Raw genomic sequence first — 21749 nt, 5'->3', positions numbered from 1 at the left:
CGTGTCCGCCCACGGAAGGACGACACCCATGATCACGACGACCCCGCGCACCCGCCTGCCCCGCCTCGTCGGGGCGAGCCTCGCCGCCGGGGGTCTGGCCCTCGCACTGGTGGCCTGCGGCACCGACGACGCGTCCGGCGACGGCGCGACGACCCCCGCCGCGACGCCCGACGGCATGACGTCGCCCACGCCCGACGCACCGACCCCGACGCCCACGTCGGACGACGCGGGCGTCACCGACCCGGCCGCCCTGACCGACGGCAGCACGCTGGTCGACATCGCGACCTACGCGTCCACCTGGGTGGTCACGACCGTCGAGGGCGCCGTGACGACGCTCGAGAACCCGTCGACGTCCGAGGTGCCGTACACGTGGGTGATCGAGCCCGCGGGCGCCGAGGGCACGTCGCTCGTGCGGTCGAGCGCGACGACCGACGACCGGGACATGTGCCTCAACCTGCCGGGTGACGACGTCGTGGGCCTCGCGGAGTGCGACGCCGCGGACCCGCACCAGCAGCTGCGGGTCACCGCGCTGGACCGGCCCGAGCAGGTGAACGTCTCGAACGACAACGGCTACCTCGTGGCCGACCAGGAGGGTGGCCTCGCCGTCGAGCCCGAGCCGGGCAGCCCCGCCAGCGTGTTCACGCTGACCGCGCGCGGGCCCGCCGCGGGCTGACCCGCGCGCACCTCGCGCACGCGCCGCCTCGTGGCCGTACGGCCGCGGGGCGGCGCTGCGCCTAGCCTGTGCGCGTGGAGCCCCTGACCAGCAGCGAGGTAGCCGACCGGATCAGCCGCGGCGAGGTGAACCGCGTCGAGCGCGTCACGAGCCGCAGCGCGCGGGACATCGTCGTCGCGAACGTGTTCACGCGCGTCAACGCGATCTACTTCGTGCTGTTCCTCGTGGTGGCCTTCACCGGGCACTGGATCGACGGCCTGTTCGGCCTGCTCATCGTCGTGAACAGCGCGGTCGGCATGGTGCAGGAGATCCGCGCCAAGCGCACCCTCGACCGGCTGGCGATCCTCAACGCCTCGACCGTCACGGTGGTCCGCGCCGACGGCGAGCTCGCGCTCGACCCGGCCGAGATCGTCGTCGACGACGTGGTCGAGGTCTCCGCCGGGGACCAGGTGCCGGTCGACGGCGACCTGCTGAGCACGAGCGGCCTCGAGGTCGACGAGTCGCTGCTCACCGGCGAGTCCGAGGCCCTCGCGCCCGCGGTCGGGGCGCCGCTGCTGTCCGGCAGCGTCGTCGTGGCGGGCACGGGCCGGCTGCGCGCGACGCACGTCGGCGAGCACGCCTACGCGGCGCGCCTGGCCCGCGAGGCGTCGACGTACTCGGCGCCGTCGTCGGGGCTGCGCGCCGGGATCGACACGATCCTGCGGTACTTGACGTGGGTGCTCGTGCCCGTCGGCGCGCTCATGGTGTGGAACCAGCTCACGCAGACCTCGCTGCCGCTCGACGACGCGCTGCGCGGCATGGTCGCCGCGCTCGTGCCGATGGTGCCCGAGGGCCTCGTGCTCATGACGAGCGTCGCGATGGCGGTCGGCGTGATCCGGCTCGGGCGGCGCCAGTGCCTCGTGCAGGACCTGCCCGCGATGGAGGCCCTGGCCCGCGTCGACGTGGTGTGCTTCGACAAGACCGGCACGCTCACCGAGGACGGCATGCGCGTCCGCGAGCTCGTGCTGCTGGACGGCACGCAGGACGAGGCGTGGGCGGCGCTCGCGACGATCGGCGCCGGCGAGAGCCGGCCGAACGCGAGCATGCACGCGATCCTCGAGGCGACCGGCGCCGTCCGCGGCGACGACGCGCCCGCGCGCGTGCCGTTCTCGTCGGCGCGGCGCTGGGCCGCCGCGCAGACCCCCGCCGCGACGTGGGTGGTCGGTGCGCCCGACGGCCTGCTGCCCGACCACCCGGCCCTCGCGCGCGCCGCCGAGGAGTCCGCGCGCGGCCGCCGCGTGCTGGCCCTCACGCGCAGCACGGCTCCGCTGGAGGGCACGGCGCTGCCCGCCGGGCTGACCGCGGTGGCGCTCGTCGTGCTGGACCAGCGGGTGCGGCCCGAGGCAGCCGGGACGCTGCGGTTCTTCGAGGAGCAAGGCGTCACGCTCAAGGTGATCTCGGGCGACGCGCCCGTCGCGGTCGCGGCCGTCGCCGAGCAGGTCGGGCTCCCCCACGCCCAGGACGCCGTGGACGGCGGCGGGCTGCCCACCGACCCCGACGAGCTCGGGCGGGTGGCCGACAGCGCCAGCGTGTTCGGCCGGGTCCGCCCCGACCAGAAGCGCGAGCTGGTGCGCGCGCTCGCCGCGCGCGGCCGCACCGTGGCGATGACCGGGGACGGCGTCAACGACGTGCTGGCGATGAAGGAGGCCGACGTCGGCGTCGCGATGGGCAGCGGCAGCCCCGCGGCGCGGGCCGTCGCCCGTCTCGTGCTGCTGGACTCGTCGTTCGCGACGCTGCCGTTCGTCGTCGCCGAGGGGCGCCGCGTCGTCGCGAACATCGAGCGCGTCGCGACGCTGTTCCTCTCCAAGACCGTGTACTCGGTGCTGCTGGCGCTGGTGGTCGCGCTGACCGCGCTGCCGTTCCCGCTGCTGCCGCGCCACGTCACGCTCATCGCGTGGTTCACGATCGGCATCCCGGCCGCGGTGCTCGCGCTCGCGCCCAACCGGGAGCCCGCGCGTGACGGGTTCGTCGCTCGCGTGCTGGCCGCCGCGGTGCCCGGCGGCGTGGCCGTGGCCGTGGCCGCGTACGGCGCGTACGCGGTCGCACGGTCGGTGATCGGCACCGGGTCGGCGTACACCGTGCCGACCTCGACGGCCGCGTTCCTCGCGCTCGTCGTGGTGGCGTTCGACATCCTCGTCGACGTCGCGCGGCCGCTGCGACCGTGGAAGGTCGCGCTCGTGACCGCGATGGTCGGGGCGATGACCGCCGTCGTCGCGCTGCCGCTCGGGCAGCGGCTGTTCCAGCTCGACCCGACCGACCCGCGCGTGCTGCTGGTCGCGGGCGGCGGGGCTGCGGTCGGCCTGGTGCTGCGCCGCGCGCTGCGGGTCGCGGTCCGGGCGTGGGCCGCCCGGCGGGCGGCGGGTGCGCCGGGCGCACCCGTACGCCCCTGATGTGGGAGGTTGTCGACCGTGAGCGACCCCCGCCCCGGCCTGCCCGGCCTGTTCCCCGGCAAGCACTTCATCAGCACGGTCCTCGAGGCGCTCGAGACCAAGACGACGATGTCCGGCGCCCTCGGGCGGCGCTACCTCATGCGCGCCGCGATGGCCGGGATCATCATCGGCCTGCTCTACGGCGCGCACTACGCCGTGATCGCGGCGTTCGACGCGGTCGTGCTGGGCGGCACGTCGCTGTACCCGCTGGGGCGGATCGCCGGGGCGCTGACGTTCGGCTGGGCGCTCGTCTTCATCTACTACTCGCGGTCCGAGCTGCTGACGTCGAACATGATGATCGTCACGATCGGCGCCTACCACCGGCGCACGTCGTGGGCGCGCGCCGTGCGTCTGCTCGGGCTGTGCTACCTCGGCAACCTCGTCGGCGGCCTGCTCGTCGCGGTGTTCGTGCGGTTCTCGACGCTCGCCGAGGGCGCCGTGCTGGAGCAGATGGTCGCCTCGGTCGAGCACAAGCTCGCGTACGTCGCCGACGGGCCGACCGGCTGGGTGGACCTGCTGGTGCGGGCCGTGCTGTGCAACTTCTGCATCAACCTCGCGATGCTGCTCGTCTACAACGGGCTCATCAAGGAGGACCTCACCAAGTCGCTCGTCATGATCGTCGCGGTCTTCATCTTCGCGTTCCTGGGCCTGGAGCACTCGGTCGCCAACACGGTGCTGTTCTCCATCGTCGGGCTGCGCGAGGGCCTCGACCTGGGGCTCGCGGCCGGCAACGTCGGCCTCGCGCTGCTCGGCAACTTCCTGGGCGGCGGGCTGCTCATCGGCCTGTACTACGCGTACGTCAACGACGACTCGCGCTGGCTCAAGGAGCACCCGCCGGAGGACTGAGGCCGGCGCTTGACCTTGACGTCGCGTCAGCTCCTACCGTGGAGCAGGTCCACGAACGGAGCACCACGAGGAGGAGCCGTGGAGGCGCCGATCCAGGAGGTCGCCCGGCTGACCGGCACGACCAGCCGCACGTTGCGTCACTACGACGCGATCGGGCTGCTGGCCCCCAGCCGGGTCGGCGACAACGGGTACCGCTGGTACGACGACGACGCGCTCGTGCGCCTGCAGCGGATCCTGCTGCTGCGCGACCTCGGGCTCGGCCTGGGCGAGATCGGCCGCGTGCTCGATCGCGAGACCGACGAGGAGACGGCGCTGCGCCGGCACCTCGCGTGGCTCGCGGCCGAGCAGGACCGCCTCGCCCGGCAGGCCGCGTCGGTGCGCCGGACGCTGTCCGCACGACGAGGAGGGAGCACACCCGTGCTCGAGGAGATGTTCGACGGCTTCGACCACAGCGAGCACCGCGAGGAGGTGACGGAGCGCTGGGGCGCCGACGCCTACGCGACCGGCGACACCTGGTGGCGGGGCATGAGCGACGACGAGCGCACCGGCTGGCAGGAGCGGTCCGCCGCGCTGGCCCGCGACTGGGCCGCCGCCGCGGCCCGCGGCACCGACCCCGGGTCCGACGAGGCGCAGGAGCTCGCGCGACGGCACGTCGCCTGGCTCGCGTCCGTGCCCGGCACGCCCGGGCACGGCGGCACGCCGGTGCGCGAGTACGTGATGGGGCTCGCCGACATGTACGTGGCCGACCCGCGCTTCGCGCGCCACTACGGCGACGACGAGGCCGGTGCGGCGTTCGTGCGCGACGCGCTGCACGCGTACGCCGCGCGGCACCTCTGACGAGACGCCCGGGCGTCCGACGCGCACGCGCCGGGCTTCCGGGTTCTCACGCGCCGGGCGGCCGGGCGCTCACGCGCTGGGCGGCAAGGCGCTCACGCGCTGCGCAGCGAGTCCTGCCACTGACGGTGCAGCTCGGCGAACCGGCCGCCCGCCGCGACGAGCGCCGCGGGGCTGCCGTCCTCGGTGACGCGCCCGCCGTCGACCACGAGCACGCGGTCGGCGTGCATGACCGTCGACAGCCGGTGCGCGATGACGACGGCCGTGCGGCCCGTGAGCAGCGTGCGCAGACCGTCCTGCACGAGCTGCTCGCCCGGGATGTCGAGCGAGCTCGTCGCCTCGTCGAGCACGAGCACCGCCGGGTCGGCGAGGAACGCGCGCGCGAACGACACGAGCTGGCGCTGCCCGGCGGACAGGCGCACGCCGCGCGTGTCCACCTCGGTGTCGTAGCCGTCGGGCAGTGACGCGACGAGGTCGTGCACGCCCACCGCGCGGGCCGCGGCCTCGATCTCGGCGCGCGTGGCCCCGGGCCGCCCGAGCGCGATGTTCGCCGCGACCGATCCCGAGAACAGGTAGGCCTCCTGCGTGACCATGACCATCGCGGTCCGCAGGTCGCGCGGGTCGACGTCGCGCAGGTCCACGCCGTCGAGCAGCACGGCGCCCTCGCGCGGGTCGTAGAACCGCGCGAGCAGCTTCGCGACCGTCGACTTGCCGGCGCCCGTCTCCCCCACGAGCGCGACCGTCTGCCCCGCGGGCACGTGCAGGTCGAGCCGCGGCAGCACGCTCGGCCCGTCGCGGTACCCGAACTCGACGCCCGCGAACCGCACGTCGCCCGCCGGCTCGCGCAGCCGCACGGGGCGGGCCGGGTCCGGCACGGTCGGCTCCTGCGCCAGCAGGCCCGACAGCTTCTCGAGCGCCGCCGTCGCCGACTGGAACGAGTTGTAGAACATGCCGATCTGCGCGAGCGGCGCGAAGAACCGCCGCGCGTACAGCACCGCCGCGACGAGCACGCCGACGTCGAGCGCACCGTCGAGCACGCGCAGCCCGCCGACCAGCAGCACCGCCGCGACCGTCACGTTCCCGATGAGCACCAGACCCGTGTCGAACACGCCGTTGACGCGGATCGCCTCGGCGTTCGCGGCGCGGTACTCCTCGGCCTCCGCCTCGTAGACCTGCGCGACCTGCCGCTCGCGGCGGAACGCCTGCACCGCGCGGATGCCCGTCATGGTCTCGACGAACCGCACGATCACCCGCGCGACGGCCGTGCGGCTGCGCCGGTACTGCACCTGCGAGCGCACCTGGAACCAGCGGGTCAGCACGACGCCGGGCACGACCGCGACGAGCAGCACGAGGCCGCTGCGCCAGTCGAGCAGCACGAGCCCCGTCGCGGTGAAGACCATGGCGAGCCCGCTCGCCGCGAGCGTCGTGACGCCGCCGTCGAGCAGCTCGCGCAGCGCGTCGAGGTCGGACGTCTGCCGCGAGATGATCCGGCCCGACGTGTACCGCTCGTGGAACTCCAGGCTCAGGCGCTGCGTGTGCCGGAACACGCGCCGCCGCAGGTCGAGCAGCACGGCCTGGCTCACGGTGGCCGCCATGCGCACGGTCGCGGCGGTGAACACGCCCGCGACGAGCGCGGTGAGCGCGTACCCGCCCGCGACGAGCAGCAGCGGGCCCGCATCGCCGCCGCGCAGCGCCGGCAGGCCGCGGTCGATGCCGACCGCGACGAGCGCGGGCCCGGCGACCAGGGCGAGCTGGGCGACCACGACCACGAGGGCCGTGAGCCACGCGCGCCGCGCGACCGGGCGCAGCAGCGAGGCCAGCAGGCCGAGCGAGCGCGCACGGACCTGCGCGGGCGTGAGCCCCGCGTCGTGGTCGTCGACCTCGGGCGGTCGCGGTGCGGTCGTGGTCATCGCGGCACCTCGCCCGCCGTCACCCGGTCGGTGCCCGTGGCCCCGCCGAACCCGGGTCCGTCCCCTCCGGCGTCGTCGCCGGACGAGCCGCCGCGCGCCGCCGCGTCGTCGTCCTGCGCCGTCAGCACGTACCGGTAGTGCGGGTGCGTCGCGAGCAGGTCGGCGTGCCGGCCGACGCCGGTCACGCGCCCGTCCTCGAGCACCGCGACCCGGTCGGCCAGCGCGACCGTGGACGTGCGGTGCGCGACGACGAGCGTCGTGGTGCCCGCGAGCACGCGGCGCAGCCCGTCGGTGACGTCGGCCTCGGTGGCCACGTCGAGCGCGGACAGCGGGTCGTCGAGCACGAGCACGCGCGGGCGGCCCACGATGGCGCGCGCGAGTGCGACGCGCTGGCGCTGCCCGCCGGACAGGCTCATGCCCTCCTCGCCGATCACGGTGTCGACGCCCTGCGGCAGGCGGTGCACGAACCCGGCGCGCGCGACGTCGAGCGCGACCCGCACGAGCTCGTCCGCCTCGGTGTCGGGCATCGTCGCGAGCCGCTCGACCGGCACACCCATGAGGACGTTCTCGCGCACCGAGGCGGAGAACAGGATCGGGTCCTCGAACGCGACGGCCACGGCACCGCGCAGGTCGTGGCGCGTGAGGTCGCGCACGTCGACGCCGTCGAGCAGCACCGCACCGCCGGTGACGTCGTACAGCCGCGGCACGAGCTGCAGGAGCGTCGTCTTGCCGCTGCCGGTCAGCCCCACGAGCGCGGTCGTCGTGCCCGGCTCGAGCACGAGGTCGACGCCGTCGAGCACCGCGCGGTCGCCGTGCGCGAACCGCACGTCGCGCAGCTCGACGCGCGAGCCGTGCACGGGTGCGGGCGGCAGCGCGGCGGGGGCCGCGGGGTCGGCGAGCGCGGGCACGGTGTCCATGACGTCGAGGTAGCGGTCGGTGCCGGCGCGCGCGTCGAGCGTCATCGCGAGCAGCTGACCGAGGCTCTCGACGGGCCTGGTCATGACCGCTGCGGTCGCGAAGAACGCGACGAGCGCGCCGATGCTCACGCGGTCGGACGCCGCGAGCCACACGCCGAGCCCCAGCGCGACCGCGAGCGTCGTCTCGGGGATCCACGCGAGCGCGAACGACATGCGCGACTGCGCGCGCGCCTTGTCGAGCTCGGTGCCGCGCAGCTCGTCGGCCTGCCGCACGAAGTCGTCGAGCGCGTCGTCGCCGCGGCCGAACGCCTTGAGCACGCGGATGCCGTGCACCGACTCCTCGACGCTCGTCGCGAGGTCGCCCGCCTGGTCGCGCGCGCGCCGCGCGACCACCTTGTAGTCCTGCCGGAACCGGAAGCCGAGCCAGATCACCGGCACCGCGCCCGCGAGGTACACCAGCCCCAGCATTGGCGTGGTGACGAGCAGCAGCGCGGCACCGACCACGACCGTGGTCGCCGAGACCACCAGCTGCACGAGCCCGAAGACCATCCACCGGCGCACGAGGTGCAGGTCCCCCATCGACCGCTGCAGCAGCTGCCCGCCGGCCCGCCGGTCGTGGAACGCGACGGGCAGGTCGAGCAGGTGCCGGAACAGGTCGGTGCGCATGGTGCGCTCGACGCTCGTGCCGGGCGTCGCGATGAGCGCGCGCCGGCACCACACGAGAAACGCCTCGAGGACCCCGAGCGCGAGCACCAGCAGCGCGGCGTGCACGACGGCGGTGCGCGACCCGTCGGTCAGCAGCGGGCCGTTGACGACCCCGCGCAGCACCTGCGGCACCGCGAGCGCGAGCAGGCTGGCGACGAGCGTCGCGCTGCCGCCCGCGACGACGCGCGGCAGCGCGGGCCGCGCCCACCGCACGAGGCGCAGCAGGGCGCGCGTCGTGGAGGTCTCGCGGGGTGGCACCCGGTCAGCCTAGGTGGGTGCGCCGACACCGCACCCGGAGCGGGTGCGCCGACGCGCAGCGAAGGACGGGCCGGCGCCGGACCCCGCGTCAGACCCCCGTGCGGGCGATCGTCGTGTTGTTGGCCTGCGCGCGCGGGCGCACGACCAGCAGGTCGACGTTGACGTGCGGCGGGCGCGACAGGCACCACGCGATCGTGTCGGCGACGTCGTCGGCGACGAGCGGCTGGTAGCCCTCGTACACCTGGGCCGCGCGCTCGACGTCGCCGCCGAACCGCACGAGCGAGAACTCCTCGGTCGCGACCGCGCCCGGGGCGATCTCGACGACGCGGATCGGCTCGCCCACCAGCTCCCAGCGCAGCGTGGTGGCGAGCATCCGCTCGGCGTGCTTGGCGCCGGTGTACCCGGCGCCGCCGGGGTACGCGCCGTGCGCGGCGGTCGACGTGACCACGACGACGTCGCCCGCGCCGCGCTCGCGCAGCAGCGGCAGCACGCCCTGCACGACGCGCAGCGTGCCCAGCACGTTGAGCTCGTACATCGTGCGCCACTGCTCGAGGTCGCCGTGCTCGACCGTGTCCTGCCCGAGCGCGCCGCCCGCGTTGTTGACCACGGCGTCGAGCCCGCCGGTGCCCCGCACGTGCGCCACGAGCGCGGCGACGTCGGCGTCGCGCGTGACGTCGGCGACGACCGTGTCCGCGCCGGTCTCCTGCGCGAGCGCCGCGAGCCGGTCGGCGCGGCGCGCGGTCGCGACGACGTCCCAGCCGTCGGCGCGCAGGCGGCGCACCGTGGCGGCGCCGATGCCGGACGACGCACCCGTGACGAGCGCGCGGCGGGGACGGTCGGTGGACGTGGACATGCGGGGCTCCAGGGGTGAGACGGGCGGGCGGGCGCGCCGGGCGGGCGGGCGCTACTTCAGGACGAGGGCGTTGGCCGTCGAGCCGACGCCGCCCGGGGCGTGCAGGGGCGCACTGGTCAGCATGCCCTCGTGGCGGCCGTCGGCGCGACAGTCGGCCACGAGGTCCGCGAGGTGCCACAGCTCGCCGAGCAGCATGCCGAACGAGCCGATCAGCGTCCGGTGCAGGAACCGGAACGGCTCGGGCACGCCGCCGGCGGGCGGCGGCCACGCCTCGACCGCGTAGTTGTCGGACGCGACGCCGACGGCGTGCAGGTCCCACAGGTAGCGCGCGACGTCCTCGGTCTGCGCGAGGCCGGGCGTCGTCACCGCGCCCGGCAGCCGCTCGCGCGTCGCCGCGTCCTGCGCCGCGTACCACTCCCCGAACCCGGTGTGGAGCAGCAGCACGTCGCCCGGTCGGTGCGTGACGCCGCCGTGCTCGGCGGCCGCCCGCAGCTCCTCGACCCCGTACCGGAGCGTCGACGACGGGTCGTGGTCGACCCCGGCGGCGGCGAACGTCGCGGGCATGTCGAGCACGACCGCGCGCCCCACGACCCCGTGCCGCGCCCAGCGGTCGACCGTGTTGCGCGTACCCGAGGTGACCTGCGCGAGGGTCGCGCCGTTGTAGAAGACCCCGGCGTCGTACCCGACGTGCGCGAGCGCGTCCCACTGGCTGCCGGCCTGCGGGTGGAAGCGGTCGTACGCGTCGTCGAGCAGCAGCCCAGACAGCGCGGTCGTGACGTGGTGCTCGGGGACCGCGCGATCGGGGTGGAGCGGCGGCCGGTAGCGGTCCAGCGGGTGGTCGAGCGGGAACGTCGCGCCCCGGCGCACGAGCGCCGCGGCCTCCCGCACGCGCTCGGGCGTGAGGAGGTTGAGCAGCCCGAGCTGGTCGTCCGCCCCGAACACGTGCCAGGCGAGGCGGCCGCCGGCCGGGCCCTCGGGCAGGTCGTCGTAGGACGGCAGGGTGACCACGCGGCGACCCTAGCGCTCGCGCCCGCGCGGGCCCCGAGAGTTTCGAGGTCGGAACCGAACCGTTTCGGCGGTGGCCGCTGTCCGTGCGCCGGGCGCACGGTGAGGGCTCGACGACCGTGTCGAGGACGAGGAGGTCGCATGACCAGGACCCGCGGCTCGTGGATCGCCGGCACCGTCGCCGGCGTGCTCGCCGCCACCGGGGCGCTCGTCGGGGTCGGGACCCCGGCGCACGCCGCCCAGACCGTCACCAACATCGCCTACGCGCCCGCGGACCCCGCGGGCAGCCGTGGCCACCTGCTCGACCTGTACCTGCCCGACGGCCCCGGCCCGGCACCGCTCGTCGTGTGGTCCACCGGCTCCGCCTGGTCGTCCGACGACGGCAAGTCCGGCGCGGCCGCGGTCGCGCAGCAGCTCAACGCGCGCGGCATCGCGGTCGCCGGCGTGAGCGTGCGGTCGAGCGCGCAGGCGAAGTTCCCCGCCCAGGTGCACGACGTCAAGGCGGCGATCCGCTGGCTGCGCGCCAACGCCGCGCAGTACCGGATCGACCCCGCGCGGTTCGCGACCATGGGCGACTCGTCGGGCGGGTGGGTCGCGAGCATGGCCGCGCTCACCAACGGCGTCGCCGCGCTCGAGGGGCAGGTCGGCACGACGGGCGTGTCGAGCGACGTGCAGGCGGGCGTCGACTTCTTCGGCCCGACCGACTTCCTGCGGCTCAAGGAGCAGGACCCGAACGGCTGGATCGACCACGACAGCCCGTCCGCACCCGAGGCGCAGCTGCTCGGCTGCGCGATCCCGTCGTGCCCCGACAAGGCCCGGCAGGCCAACCCGCTGACGTACGTCGACGGGGACGACCCGCCGATGCTGCTGCTGCACGGCCGCGCGGACAACGTCGTGCCGCACGCGCAGACCGAGATCCTCTACGCGGCGCTCAAGGCGGCGTGCGTCGACACCCGGTTCTTCTCGGTGCCCGGCGCGGGGCACAGCCACCCCGACGTCACGAGCGCCGCGCGGTACGGCCAGCAGACCGTGCGCACGGTCACGGGCTGCCAGGAGACCGTGACGCAGGGCTCGCCGAACCCGAGCTGGGACACGATCGCCGCGTTCCTGCAGGACGCGTGGGCCGACGCGGGACCGCAGCCGACGCCCTCGCCCACCGTGTCACCCACCCCGACGCCCACCCCCACGCCCACCGTCACCCCGACCGTGACCCCCACCCCCACCGCGACCCCGTCCCCGACGGCTCCCGCGGGCGCCTGCACCGCGACGTACCGGCTCGCGAACAGCTGGCCGGGTGGCTTCGTCGCCGACGTCACCGTGACCGCCGGGGCGACACCGCTGACCGGGTGGCGCGTGACCGTGACCCTGCCGTCGGGCGCCACCGCGACGCAGGTGTGGAACGGGCGGTCGACGGGCGGCGCACCGCTGAGCGTGACGAACGCCGACTGGAACGGCCGCGTCGCGGCCGGCGGCAGCACGACGTTCGGCTTCCAGGGCACGGGCGACGGCGCGGGCGCGACCGTCACGTGTGCCGCCGCGTGACGACGCGCTGACGGACCGTCCCGGGGCGGCGGCGGTGGGCACGCCCGCGCACCGTCGTCGCCCCGGACGCACGTCCGCGAACGCCGCACATCGACCGGACACGCCCCCGCAACACGGGCACGCCACGATGCGCGCATGTCACCGCAGGAGCTGGCGGACCGCGTCACCGACCGGTCCCCCCGGGGCATCGCCGCGACGATCGCGCGCCTCGTGCACGCGGGCGACCTGCTGCCCGGCGACCGGCTGCCGACCGTGCGCGAGCTGGCCGCGGCGCTCGGCGTGAGCCCGGCGACCGTCGGTGGGGCGTGGCAGGCCCTCGCGACCGCGGGGCTGGTGCTGTCGCGCGGGCGGGCGGGGACGTCCGTGCTGCCGGGCCCCGCGAGCCGGCTGCCGCGCCGGTACCGCGAGCTCGCGCGGGTGCCCGCCGCGTGCCTGGACCTCGGCGGCGGCGGACCCGACGCCGCGCTGCTGCCCGACCTGCGGCCCGCGCTCGCGCGCGTCGCGGCACGCACGCGCGCCGCGCGACCGCCCGACTACCTCGACGACCCGGTGGTGCCCGAGCTCGAGCGTCTGCTGCGCGCGTCGTGGCCGTTCGCCGCGCAGCGGCTCACGGTCGTCGACGGCGCGGTCGACGCGCTGGGCCGCGTGCTCGAGCAGGTCGTCGGGTTCGGCGACCGGGTCGCGGTCGAGGACCCCGGCGCGCCGCCGCTCCTCGACCTGCTCGACCACCTGGGGCTCGAGCGCGTCGCGGTGCCGCTCGACGCGCACGGCCCGCGCCCGGACGCGCTGGCGCACGCGCTGCGCGTCGGTGCGCGGGCCGTGCTGCTGCAGCCGCGCGCCCACAACCCGACGGGCGTCAGCACCACGCCCGCACGGCTGCGGTCGCTGGCCGCCGTGCTGCGCCGCGCGGCAGCCCCGCCGTGGGTCGTCGAGGACGACCACGCGGGCGACGTCGCCTCGTCGCCCGCCACGAGCCTCGGGGCGCTGCTGCCCGGTCGCGTCGTGCACGTGCGGTCGTACTCGGCGTCGCACGGGCCGGACCTGCGCATCGCGGCGGTCGGCGGGCCCGCGGCCGCGCTCGACGCGCTCGTCGCGCGGCGCCTGCTCGGGCCCGGGTGGACGAGCCGTCTGCTGCAGCGCGTGCTGGCCGACCTGCTGACCGACGCGCGCGCGGTCGCGGCGGTCGCGCACGCCCGTGACGCGTACCGCGCGCGGCGCGAGGCCCTCGCGACGGCGCTCGCCCGGCACGGCGTGGCCGTCCCGCCGGGCGACGGCCTGCACGCGTGGCTGCGCGTGCGCGACGAGGACGCGGCCCTGGCACGGCTCGAGGCCGCCGGGGTGCGGGTCGCGCGCGGGCGGGCGTTCCTGGCGGAGCCGCCGCCGCGCGGCGGGTTCGTGCGCGTGACCACGGGTGTGCTGCCGGACGCCGACACGGAGCGCGTCGCGGCCGCGCTGGCCGCCGCGGTCCGCGCGTGAGACGGCGCGACGCACGCCACGCCGGCCCGGCTTGCCCGGCACCCGGGGGCAGCGCCTAGGGTGACGGGTCGGAACCCAGCCCCCTCTCTGGCCGGGTCGCACCGCCCTGGCCTGGGACGGTCCTCCGCGGCGCGACGTGCGCCCCACCCCCGACGTCCGCGTCCGACGACGTGCGCGGCAGCAGCCCCCCGCCGGAGAGAGACCCCATGCCCCGCGCCGTCCACCGTCCGTCGTCCGTCCGCGCCCGCACGCGGCTGGTCCCGCTCGCCGCGCTGGCCGCGCTCGCGCTGGCCGGGTGCGCGTCGGGGGCGCCGGCCGCGTCCCCCGCGACCGACGGCGCGGCCGCGTCGACGGCGTCGTCGGGCGCCTACCGGCCCGTGACGGTCGACAACTGCGGCACCGAGGTCACGTTCGACGCGCCGCCGCGACGCGTCGTGACCATCAAGTCGTCCACCACCGAGATGGTGCTCGCGCTCGGCGCCGCCGACCGTCTGGTCGGCACGGCGTTCGCCGACGGCCCGGTGCCCGAGCGCTGGGCGGCCGACGTGGCCGACGTCCCCGTCCTGTCCGACAAGGTCCCGGGCCCCGAGGCGCTGCTCGGGTCGGAGCCCGACCTCGTGTACGCCGGGTGGGAGTCGAACCTCACGGCCGACGGCGCGGGCGACCGCGCGTCGCTCGCGGCGCTCGGCATCGCCACGTACGTGTCCCCCGCGGCCTGCAAGGAACCCGGCTACCAGCCGGACCCGTTGACGTTCGACGACGTGTTCGGCGAGGTCCGCGAGGTCGGCGCGGTGCTGGGCGTGCCCGACGCGGCCGAGGCCGTGGTCGCCGAGCAGCAGGGCGTGCTCGACGCGATCGAGCCGGTCGACGGCACGACCGCCGTGTGGTGGTCGTCGGGCGGCGACACCCCGTACGTCGGCGCCGGGATCGGCGCGCCGCAGATGATCATGGCCGCCGCTGGGCTCACCAACGTGTTCGCCGACGTGCACGACACGTGGACGTCGGTCGGCTGGGAGCAGGTCGTGGCCGCCGACCCCGACGTGATCGTGCTGGTCGACGCCGCCTGGAACACCGCCGAGAGCAAGAAGGCCGCGCTCGCCGCGAACCCGGCGGCGTCGCAGCTCGACGCCGTGCGCGAGCAGCGCTACGTCGTCGTGCCGTTCGCCGCGACCGAGGCCGGCGTGCGCAACGCGCAGGCCGCCGCCGACGTCGCCGAGGCCGTGCGTGCGCTCGACGCCGACTGACGCACCCGCCACGGGCGGGCGGGCGCCGCTGCGGCCGCCGCTCGCGGTGCTGCTCGCGGTCGGCGCCGTGGCGCTCGTGGCGACCCTGCTCGTCGCCGTGACGATCGGCCCTGCCGACCTGGGCGTGGGCGAGGTCGTGCGGTCGGTCGGCGCGCACCTGGGCCTGCGCGCACCCGACGTGCCGCGCCTGCACGACGCGATCGTGTGGGAGCTGCGCCTGCCGCGCGTGCTCACCGCCGCCGCGGTCGGTGCCGGCCTGGCCGTCGCGGGCGCCGTCATGCAGTCGCTCACGCGCAACCCGCTCGCCGACCCGTACCTGCTGGGGCTGTCGTCGGGTGCGTCGCTCGGGGCGGTCGCGGTGCTGCTGCTGGGGGTCGCGCTGCTGCTGCCCGTCGCGGCGTTCGTCGGTGCGCTCGCGGCGCTCGCGGCGACGCTCGCGCTCGCGCGCACGGGCGGCACGCTGACGCCCACGCGTGCGGTGCTCGCCGGGCTCGCGATCTCGCAGCTCGCGGCGGCGGCGACGTCGTTCGTGGTGTTCTGGACGGCGACCGGCGACTCGTACCGCGAGATCCTGTCGTGGCTCATGGGCTCGCTCGCGGGCGCGACGTGGGCGTCGGTGGCGATCGCGGGCGGCGCGCTCGTGGTGGTCGGGTCGGTCGTGCTGGCAGGGGCAGGGCGGCTCGACGCGTTCGCGTTCGGCGACACCGCCGCGGCAGCGCTGGGCGTCCACGTGGACCGCACGCGCTGGGTCACGATGACGCTGGTGGCGCTGCTCACGGGTGCGATGGTCGCGGTGTCCGGCGCGATCGGGTTCGTCGGGCTCGTGCTGCCGCACGCGGTGTCCGTGGTGACGGGCCCCGCGCACCGACGCCTGCTGCCCGTGGCGGGCCTCGCGGGGGCGGTGCTGCTGGTGTGGGCGGACACGCTCGCGCGCACCGTGTTCGACCCGCGCGAGCTGCCCGTCGGGATCGTCACGGCGCTGCTCGGGGTGCCGGTCTTCGCGGTGCTGCTGCGCCGCGGGCGGGGGCGTCGTGGAGCTGAGCATCGCCCGGGCGCGCGGCTGGGCGGCCGGTGGGTGGTCGACGGCGTCGACGCGACGCCCCGCCGGGTGCACTGACGGGGCTGCTCGGGCCCAACGGCGCGGGCAAGACGACGCTGCTGCGCCTGGTCGCGGGACTGCTGGAGCCGCACGCGGGCGCCGTGCTCGTGAGCGACCCGGCGGCGTCGGACCCGCGGCCCGCGGTGCCCGTGCACACGCTGCCGCGCCGGGAGCGCGCGCGGCGGGTCGCGCTGCTCGAGCAGGCGTCGGACGCGGCCGTGCCGCTGAGCGTGCGCGAGGTCGTCGCGCTGGGCCGCACGCCCTACCGGTCGGTGTGGGGTACCGACCCCGACCCCGGCGCGGTCGACCGCGCGCTCGACGCCGCGACCGCCGCGCACCTCGCGGACCGCGCGTGGGCGACGCTGTCGGGCGGCGAGCGGCAGCGCGTGCACGTCGCGCGCGCCCTCGCGCAGGAGCCCGCGCTGCTGCTGCTCGACGAGCCGACCAACCACCTCGACGTGAGCGCGCAGCTCGCGCTCCTGGGGTTCGTGCGGCGCCTGGGCGTCACGACCGTCGCGGCGCTGCACGACCTCAACCTGGCGGCCGCGTACTGCGAGCACGTGCTCGTGCTGTCCGCCGGGCGGCTGGTCGCCGCGGGCCCTCCCGTCGAGGTGCTGACGCCCGCGCTCGTGCACGACGTGTACGGCGTGGCCGCGCACGTGCTGACCCACCCGGTGACGGGCCGCCCCGTCATCGCGTACGGCCCCGCGGAGGACGGATGAGGATCGGACGCACGAGGATCGGCGCATGAAGGTCACGGTGCTCTCGGGCGGGGTCGGCGGCGCGCGGTTCACGCGCGGACTGCTGGCGCTGCTGCGCGACCGGCTGCCGGACGGCGCGGGCGGCACGACCGCGCAGGTCACGGTCGTCGCCAACACGGGCGACGACCTGTGGCTGCACGGCGTGCGCGTGTGCCCGGACCTCGACACGCTGATGTACACGCTCGGCGGTGCGGTGCACGAGGGCCAGGGGTGGGGGCGGCGTGAGGAGTCGACGCGCACCGCGACCGACCTGGCCGCCTACGGCCTGGGCTGGGAGTGGTTCACGCTCGGGGACCTCGACCTCGCGACGCACCTGGCCCGCACGTCGCTGCTGCGCGCCGGTGAGCCGCTGTCGCGCGTGACGGCGCGGCTCGCGGAGCGCTGGCGCCCCGGCGTCCGGCTGCTGCCGATGTCGGACGACGAGGTCGAGACGCACGTCGTGACCGACGACGGCACGATCCACTTCGAGGAGTGGTGGGTGCGGCACCGCGCGGCCGTGCCCGCGCGCGGGTTCGTGCAGGTCGGCGTCGAGCGCGCGACGCCCGCGCCGGGCGTGCTGGAGGCGCTGACGGAGGCCGACGTCGTGCTGCTGCCGCCGTCGAACCCGGTGGTGTCGGTCGGCACGATCCTCGGCGTGCCCGGGGTCCGCGACGCGCTGCGCACGACCGCCGCGCCGGTCGTGGGCGTCAGCCCCGTGGTCGGTGGTGCGCCCGTGCGCGGCATGGCCGACGCGTGCCTGGCGGCGATCGGCGTCGCGACGCAGGCGGGCGCCGTCGCGCGGCACCTCGGCCGGCGCGCGGACGGCGGGGTCCTGGATGCGTGGCTCGTCGACGACGCCGACGCGGACGCCGTGCCGTCCCTGGTCGCCGAGGGCTGGCGCGCCGCCGCGGCGCCGACCCTCATGACCGACGTGCCGACGACCGCGCGCATCGCGGCCGCCGCGCTCACGCTGGTGGGCCGCGCGCCGTGAGCGCGTGGTGGGCTGTGGTGCCCGTCAAGGACCCGCGGCACGGCAAGTCCCGGCTGACCGGTGCGCTCGACGACGACGCGCGCGCCGGGCTCGTGCGCACCATGGCGACGGCGACCGTGCGGGCGCTGCTCGGCGCGGGCGACGTCGCGGGCGTGGTCGTCGTCTCCCCCGCCGCCGACCCGCTCGGCGTGCCCGACCCGCGCGTCGTGCTGCTGCCCGAGCCGGTCGCAGCCGACGGTGCGCGCGTCGGCGAGGGCACCGGTCGGGAGACCGGTCGGGAGGCCGGAGGGGCCCGACCTGACGTGCCCGCCGCCGGGCTGGACGTGGCCGTGACCGCGGGCGTCGAGCACGTGCGTGCCACGGCGCCGGGCGCGCACGTCGTCGTGGTGCTCGGCGACCTGCCGGACCTCCTGCCCGCCGAGGTCGACGACGTGCTGCGGCGCGCGGCCGACGTGCCGCGCGCGCACGTGCCCGACGCCGCGGGCACCGGCACGACCATGCTCACCGCGACCTGGCCGCACCGCCCGCACCCGCGGTTCGGGCCCGGGTCGTCGGCCCGGCACGCCGCCGCGGGGCACGTGCCGCTCGACGTCCCCGCGGCGTCCGGCGCGCGCCGTGACGTCGACGAGCCGGCCGACCTCGCGTCCCCCGGCACACCGTCCGACGCCTGACCGCGGGCCCTCGGGCGCGTCGTGCGGCACGTGCGCGACCATGGGGGCATGACGCTCTGGATGACCGGTGACGAGGCCGCCGACCGCCTGCTCGACTCGGACCCGTTCGCGCTGCTGGTCGGCATGCTGCTCGACCAGCAGGTCGCGATGGAGACCGCGTTCGCGGGCCCGGCGAAGATCGCCGACCGCATGGGCGGGTGGGACGTGCGGCGCATCGCCGACGCCGACCCCGACGAGTTCACGGCGCTGTGCGCGACGCCCCCGGCCGTGCACCGCTACCCCGGGTCGATGGCCGGGCGCATCCAGGCGGTCGCGCGCGAGGTCGTCGACGCGTACGACGGCGACGTCACGCGGCTGTGGACCGACGGCGACCCCGACGGGCGCACGGTGCTGCGCCGGCTGAAGGCGCTGCCGGGCTTCGGCGACCAGAAGGCCCGCATCTTCCTCGCGCTGCTCGGCAAGCAGCGCGGCGTGCAGCCGGCCGGCTGGCGCGAGGCCGCGGGCGCGTACGGCGACGACCAGCCGCGCTCGATCGCCGACGTGGTCGACGCCGACTCGCTCGCGCGCGTGCGCGAGACCAAGCGCGCCGCCAAGGCGGCCGCGAAGGCCGCGCGATGACGCGGCCGTGCGGACCACGACGTCGCTCGCCTCGGCCGCGGGACGGAGCGCAGGACCCGTCGCGCGGCCGACGCGCACCGTCTGCGCGGCCGCCACGATGAGGACATGACGACGCCGTTCCCCTCCCCCGGTGCGCCCGCCGGCCCGCCCGCAGCGCCGCCCGTCCCCGCCGCAGCTCCCGCCCCTGGCGCAGCGTCCACCCCGGCCGCGCCGCCCGCGCACGTCGGCCCCGTCCCGGCGTCGGCGCGTGCCGTCGCGCCGGACGTCGCGCGCGGCCTCGCGCTGCTGGGCATCGCGATCGCCAACGCGACCGCGCACGTCGTCGGCGGCTCGGTCGGGATCGGCGCGCGGCCCGTCGACGGGTCGACGCTCGACCGCGTGGTCGACGGCGTCGTGTCGCTGTTCGTGGACCGGCGCACCATGCCGATGTTCGCGCTGCTGTACGGGTACGGCATCGGCGTCGTCGTCCGCCGCCGCGCCGCCGCGTGGGTGCCGTGGGCCGCGTGCCGGTCCGACCTGCTGCGGCGCGCGGGCGTGCTGCTCGCGTTCGGCGCCGCGCACGTGCTGCTGCTGTTCGGCGGTGACATCCTCACCGCGTACGGGGTCGCGGGGCTGCTCGCGGTGACGCTCGTGCGCGCGTCCGACCGCACGCTGCTCGTCGTCGCGGGCGTCAGCCTGCTCGCCGCCGGGCTGGTGAACGGCGCGATGGAGAGCCTCGTCGTCATGGCCGCGTCGTGGGAGGGCGGCGAGGCCATCGCCATGCCCCTCGACCAGACCGTGCTCGCGGGCGTGCTCACGCGCGTCTCGGCGGGCGTGATCGCCGCTCCCATCGGCGCGCTCGTCGCGCTGCCGCTGCTGCTGCTGGGCCTGTGGGCGGCGCGGCGCGAGGTCCTCGAGCGACCCGCCGACCACCTGCCGCTGCTGCGCCGCACCGTCGTCGTCGGGCTCGCCGTGAGCGTGCTCGGCGCGGTGCCGCACGCGTCGTCCGTCGCAGGCCTGCGGGACCCGTCGGCGCTCGACGTGCTCGGCACCGGGACGCTGCACCTGATCACGGGTGCGGCGGGGGGCGTCGCGTTCGCGGCGCTCGTCGGGTGGGTCGTCGCGGCGCGCGGGCTGACGCTCGCGACGCTGGGCCCCGTGGGCCGTGCGCTGCGCGCCGTCGGCACGCGCTCGCTCACGTGCTACCTGCTGCAGTCCGTGCTGTTCGTGCTGCCGCTCGCGCCGTGGGCCGGCGGGCTCGGCGTCGGCATGGGCAGCGCTCAGGTCGTCGCGTGGGGCGTCGGCGTGTGGCTCGCGACCGTCGTCGTCGCGGTGTCGCTCGAGGCCGCGGGCCGGCGCGGCCCGGCCGAGGCGCTCTACCGCCGCCTCGTGTACCGGGCCGCGCCGGCCGCATGACCCGCCGGGGCGGGTGCCGTTAGAACGGGCAGCTCGTCCGCACGTCGGACAGCGCCGTGTCGGCGGGCGCCGGGCACAGGAACTGCGTGTAGCGCTGGTCGTCGTCGACGAACCGCTTGAGCCACGCGATCGAGTACTTCGCGATCGTCGTGTTCGACAGGTTCGGCGCGAAGTGCGACGCGCCGCGCAGCTCGAGGTAGCTACGCGGCGTCGTCGCCGGCAGGGTCTGGTAGAACGGCCGCGCGTGCGTGACCACCGAGGCCACCGAGTCGTTCTGCGCGCCGAAGATCAGCGTGGGCGTCGTGATCTCGGGCCACGTCTTGTCGAGGTTCCACGGCGTCAGCGGGATGATCGCCTTGAGGCCGGGCCGGCTCTTGGCCGCCTCGAGCGTCCCGCCGCCGCCCATCGAGTGCCCCATGACGGCGAGGCGGGCGGGGTCGACGCGGTCGGCGACGTCGCTGCGCTGCGTGAGGTAGTCGGCCGCGGCGAGCAGCTGGCGCCCACGCGACGCGGGCTGGTCGACGCGCGTGAGCGTGTCGATCGTGAAGACCACGAAGCCCTGCGACGCCAGGCGCGGGCCGAGCCACGCGATGCTCGACTCGCCCGCGGTGTACCCGGGGGCGACGACGACGCCCCCGAAGAGGCCCTGCGACGTGTCGGTCGGGTAGTAGATCGTCCCGCCGCCGAACCCGGACACGAGGGACGACACGCGCGACGTCGAGGTCGCGAACGGCCCGCGCGCGGCCTCGATGCTCTGGACGGTCGGGTCGGGGCCGCGCTGGTCGGCGGCCTGCGCGGGCAGGCTCCCGGTGAGGGTGAGGGCGAGCCCCAGGATCACGGCGGCCAGGGGACGCCGGGTGGTGCGAGCGGTCACGTCATCGTCCTCTCGGTCGGCGCCCGGCCTTCTGCGGGCGCGCCACAGGGGCGGTCCCGCCCCTGGTCACGACCCTAGAGGCCGACGGACGCTGTTGTCACGCACCGTCGTGACACGTTGCGCCCGCCCTGTCACTGACCGGGTTCGGGGTCGCCGTCGAGCACCGCGTGCAGCCAGCCGGGCCCGACCGCCTCGACCCCCGGCAGCCGAGCCCGCAGGCCCCGGTCGGCCGTCACCACCACGAGCCCGGGCCCGGCCTCCGCGGCGCGCTCGACGACCTCGGCGTCGCCGTCCCGCGGCGCACGGTGCACGCGCAGCCCGCCACCCTCGGGTGCGACGGCGTCCCGCGCGCGGCCCTCCAGCACCACCTCGACCCGCCCGACCCGCCACGGCTCCCCCGCCGACCCCGCGACGACGCGCCCCGGCAGCCCCGCCAGCCGCGCGAGCAGGCGCGTCGCCGCGCCCGCGCGGTCGCGCCACCAGCCGTCGGGCTGCGCGCCGACGACGTTCGCGGCGTCGACGAGCAGGACGACGTCCCGCACCGGCAAAGGCTCGCCGTCCCCGACCGTGTCTCCGGCGGCCGTGTCGGGTCCCGCCGCGTCGCCTCCCGCCGCGTCCGGCCCGATCGCG

At 76.6% G+C, this 21749-nt stretch carries 19 protein-coding genes; 13 read left to right on the top strand and 6 right to left on the bottom strand.

The annotated features are described in order from the left end of the window. The first annotated feature begins 28 nt into the window (after positions 1-28). The 4 genes from GY42_RS02210 (at position 29) to GY42_RS02195 (ending at position 4824) form a co-directional block, all read left to right on the top strand. Positions 29-673, top strand: coding sequence for a hypothetical protein (locus tag GY42_RS02210; protein ID WP_046528071.1), 645 nt, complete (start codon positions 29-31; stop codon positions 671-673). Between the two features lie 74 nt (positions 674-747). Then, entirely contained in the window at positions 748-3102 is a 2355-nt protein-coding gene (locus GY42_RS02205; RefSeq protein WP_201775251.1) for an HAD-IC family P-type ATPase, read from the top strand. Positions 3103-3120: 18 nt separating this feature from the next. After that, positions 3121-3987: a formate/nitrite transporter family protein gene (locus GY42_RS02200; protein ID WP_046528069.1), complete on the top strand. Its 867-nt coding sequence runs from the start codon at positions 3121-3123 to the stop codon at positions 3985-3987. Positions 3988-4065: 78 nt separating this feature from the next. Then, the gene (locus GY42_RS02195; protein WP_046528068.1) at positions 4066-4824 is read left to right on the top strand and encodes a MerR family transcriptional regulator; all 759 of its coding nucleotides are present in this window, start codon (positions 4066-4068) and stop codon (positions 4822-4824) included. 92 nt (positions 4825-4916) lie between these two features. Here GY42_RS02195 and GY42_RS02190 read toward each other — a convergent pair whose 3' ends face one another. The 4 genes from GY42_RS02190 to GY42_RS02175 form a co-directional block, all read right to left on the bottom strand. Further along, positions 4917-6731 carry an ABC transporter ATP-binding protein gene (locus tag GY42_RS02190; RefSeq protein WP_046528067.1) on the bottom strand — a complete coding sequence of 605 codons (1815 nt, stop codon included), beginning with the start codon at positions 6729-6731 and terminating at the stop codon, positions 4917-4919. After that, positions 6728-8611, bottom strand: coding sequence for an ABC transporter ATP-binding protein (locus GY42_RS02185; protein ID WP_236686689.1), 1884 nt, complete (start codon positions 8609-8611; stop codon positions 6728-6730). The genes GY42_RS02190 and GY42_RS02185 overlap by 4 nt, the downstream gene beginning before the upstream one ends. Before the next feature lie 88 nt (positions 8612-8699). After that, complete coding sequence (locus tag GY42_RS02180; RefSeq protein ID WP_046528066.1) at positions 8700-9464, bottom strand: SDR family oxidoreductase; 765 nt, start codon at positions 9462-9464, stop codon at positions 8700-8702. Between the two features lie 51 nt (positions 9465-9515). Further along, entirely contained in the window at positions 9516-10472 is a 957-nt protein-coding gene (locus GY42_RS02175; RefSeq protein ID WP_046528065.1) for a cyclase family protein, read from the bottom strand. A gap of 138 nt (positions 10473-10610) precedes the next feature. Here GY42_RS02175 and GY42_RS19735 point away from each other — a divergent pair, with 138 nt between their 5' ends. From GY42_RS19735 to GY42_RS02130, 9 genes are all read left to right on the top strand, one after another. After that, positions 10611-12011 (top strand): cellulose binding domain-containing protein, encoded by a 1401-nt coding sequence (locus GY42_RS19735; RefSeq protein ID WP_052748174.1) that lies wholly within the window; start codon positions 10611-10613, stop codon positions 12009-12011. Positions 12012-12146: 135 nt separating this feature from the next. Next, positions 12147-13487 carry an aminotransferase class I/II-fold pyridoxal phosphate-dependent enzyme gene (locus tag GY42_RS02165; protein ID WP_046528064.1) on the top strand — a complete coding sequence of 447 codons (1341 nt, stop codon included), beginning with the start codon at positions 12147-12149 and terminating at the stop codon, positions 13485-13487. A gap of 206 nt (positions 13488-13693) precedes the next feature. Then, positions 13694-14731 carry a putative F420-0 ABC transporter substrate-binding protein gene (locus GY42_RS02160; protein ID WP_046528063.1) on the top strand — a complete coding sequence of 346 codons (1038 nt, stop codon included), beginning with the start codon at positions 13694-13696 and terminating at the stop codon, positions 14729-14731. Continuing rightward, a complete protein-coding gene (locus GY42_RS02155; RefSeq protein ID WP_442856783.1) occupies positions 14712-15848 on the top strand; it encodes a putative F420-0 ABC transporter permease subunit in 1137 nt (378 codons plus the stop codon). The genes GY42_RS02160 and GY42_RS02155 overlap by 20 nt, the downstream gene beginning before the upstream one ends. After that, positions 15803-16552 (top strand): ATP-binding cassette domain-containing protein, encoded by a 750-nt coding sequence (locus GY42_RS02150; RefSeq protein WP_046528062.1) that lies wholly within the window; start codon positions 15803-15805, stop codon positions 16550-16552. The genes GY42_RS02155 and GY42_RS02150 overlap by 46 nt, the downstream gene beginning before the upstream one ends. 25 nt (positions 16553-16577) lie before the next feature. Then, positions 16578-17561, top strand: a complete 984-nt coding sequence (cofD, locus tag GY42_RS02145; RefSeq protein WP_046528061.1) for a 2-phospho-L-lactate transferase — start codon at positions 16578-16580, stop codon at positions 17559-17561. Beyond that, positions 17558-18232, top strand: a complete 675-nt coding sequence (gene cofC / locus GY42_RS02140; protein WP_160309388.1) for a 2-phospho-L-lactate guanylyltransferase — start codon at positions 17558-17560, stop codon at positions 18230-18232. The genes cofD and cofC overlap by 4 nt, the downstream gene beginning before the upstream one ends. 48 nt (positions 18233-18280) lie before the next feature. Beyond that, positions 18281-18850, top strand: a complete 570-nt coding sequence (locus tag GY42_RS02135; protein WP_046528060.1) for an HhH-GPD-type base excision DNA repair protein — start codon at positions 18281-18283, stop codon at positions 18848-18850. Between the two features lie 105 nt (positions 18851-18955). Beyond that, complete coding sequence (locus tag GY42_RS02130) at positions 18956-20245, top strand: DUF418 domain-containing protein (RefSeq protein WP_046528059.1); 1290 nt, start codon at positions 18956-18958, stop codon at positions 20243-20245. A 19-nt stretch (positions 20246-20264) separates the two neighbouring features. On the opposite strand, the gene GY42_RS02125 is transcribed toward GY42_RS02130, so the two are convergent. Continuing rightward, positions 20265-21119, bottom strand: coding sequence for a dienelactone hydrolase family protein (locus tag GY42_RS02125; RefSeq protein ID WP_046528058.1), 855 nt, complete (start codon positions 21117-21119; stop codon positions 20265-20267). A 131-nt stretch (positions 21120-21250) separates the two neighbouring features. After that, entirely contained in the window at positions 21251-21661 is a 411-nt protein-coding gene (locus GY42_RS02120; RefSeq protein WP_046530442.1) for a hypothetical protein, read from the bottom strand. Positions 21662-21749 lie beyond the last annotated feature (88 nt).

Origin of the sequence: Cellulomonas sp. FA1, from assembly GCF_000986825.1 — a bacterium.
GTDB lineage: Bacteria > Actinomycetota > Actinomycetes > Actinomycetales > Cellulomonadaceae > Cellulomonas > Cellulomonas iranensis.
This window is presented reverse-complemented; position numbering and strand designations above follow the sequence as displayed.

Excerpts from the sequence above, each read along its gene's own strand:
- cofD (WP_046528061.1), top strand. The coding sequence starts at position 16,578 with ATGAAGGTCACGGTGCTCTCGGGCGGGGTCGGCGGCGCGCGGTTCACG.
- GY42_RS02135 (WP_046528060.1), top strand. The coding sequence starts at position 18,281 with ATGACGCTCTGGATGACCGGTGACGAGGCCGCCGACCGCCTGCTCGAC.
- GY42_RS02165 (WP_046528064.1), top strand. The coding sequence starts at position 12,147 with ATGTCACCGCAGGAGCTGGCGGACCGCGTCACCGACCGGTCCCCCCGG.
- GY42_RS02190 (WP_046528067.1), bottom strand. The coding sequence starts at position 6,731 with ATGACCACGACCGCACCGCGACCGCCCGAGGTCGACGACCACGACGCG.
- GY42_RS02160 (WP_046528063.1), top strand. The coding sequence starts at position 13,694 with ATGCCCCGCGCCGTCCACCGTCCGTCGTCCGTCCGCGCCCGCACGCGG.
- GY42_RS02210 (WP_046528071.1), top strand. The coding sequence starts at position 29 with ATGATCACGACGACCCCGCGCACCCGCCTGCCCCGCCTCGTCGGGGCG.
- GY42_RS19735 (WP_052748174.1), top strand. The coding sequence starts at position 10,611 with ATGACCAGGACCCGCGGCTCGTGGATCGCCGGCACCGTCGCCGGCGTG.
- GY42_RS02130 (WP_046528059.1), top strand. The coding sequence starts at position 18,956 with ATGACGACGCCGTTCCCCTCCCCCGGTGCGCCCGCCGGCCCGCCCGCA.
- GY42_RS02180 (WP_046528066.1), bottom strand. The coding sequence starts at position 9,464 with ATGTCCACGTCCACCGACCGTCCCCGCCGCGCGCTCGTCACGGGTGCG.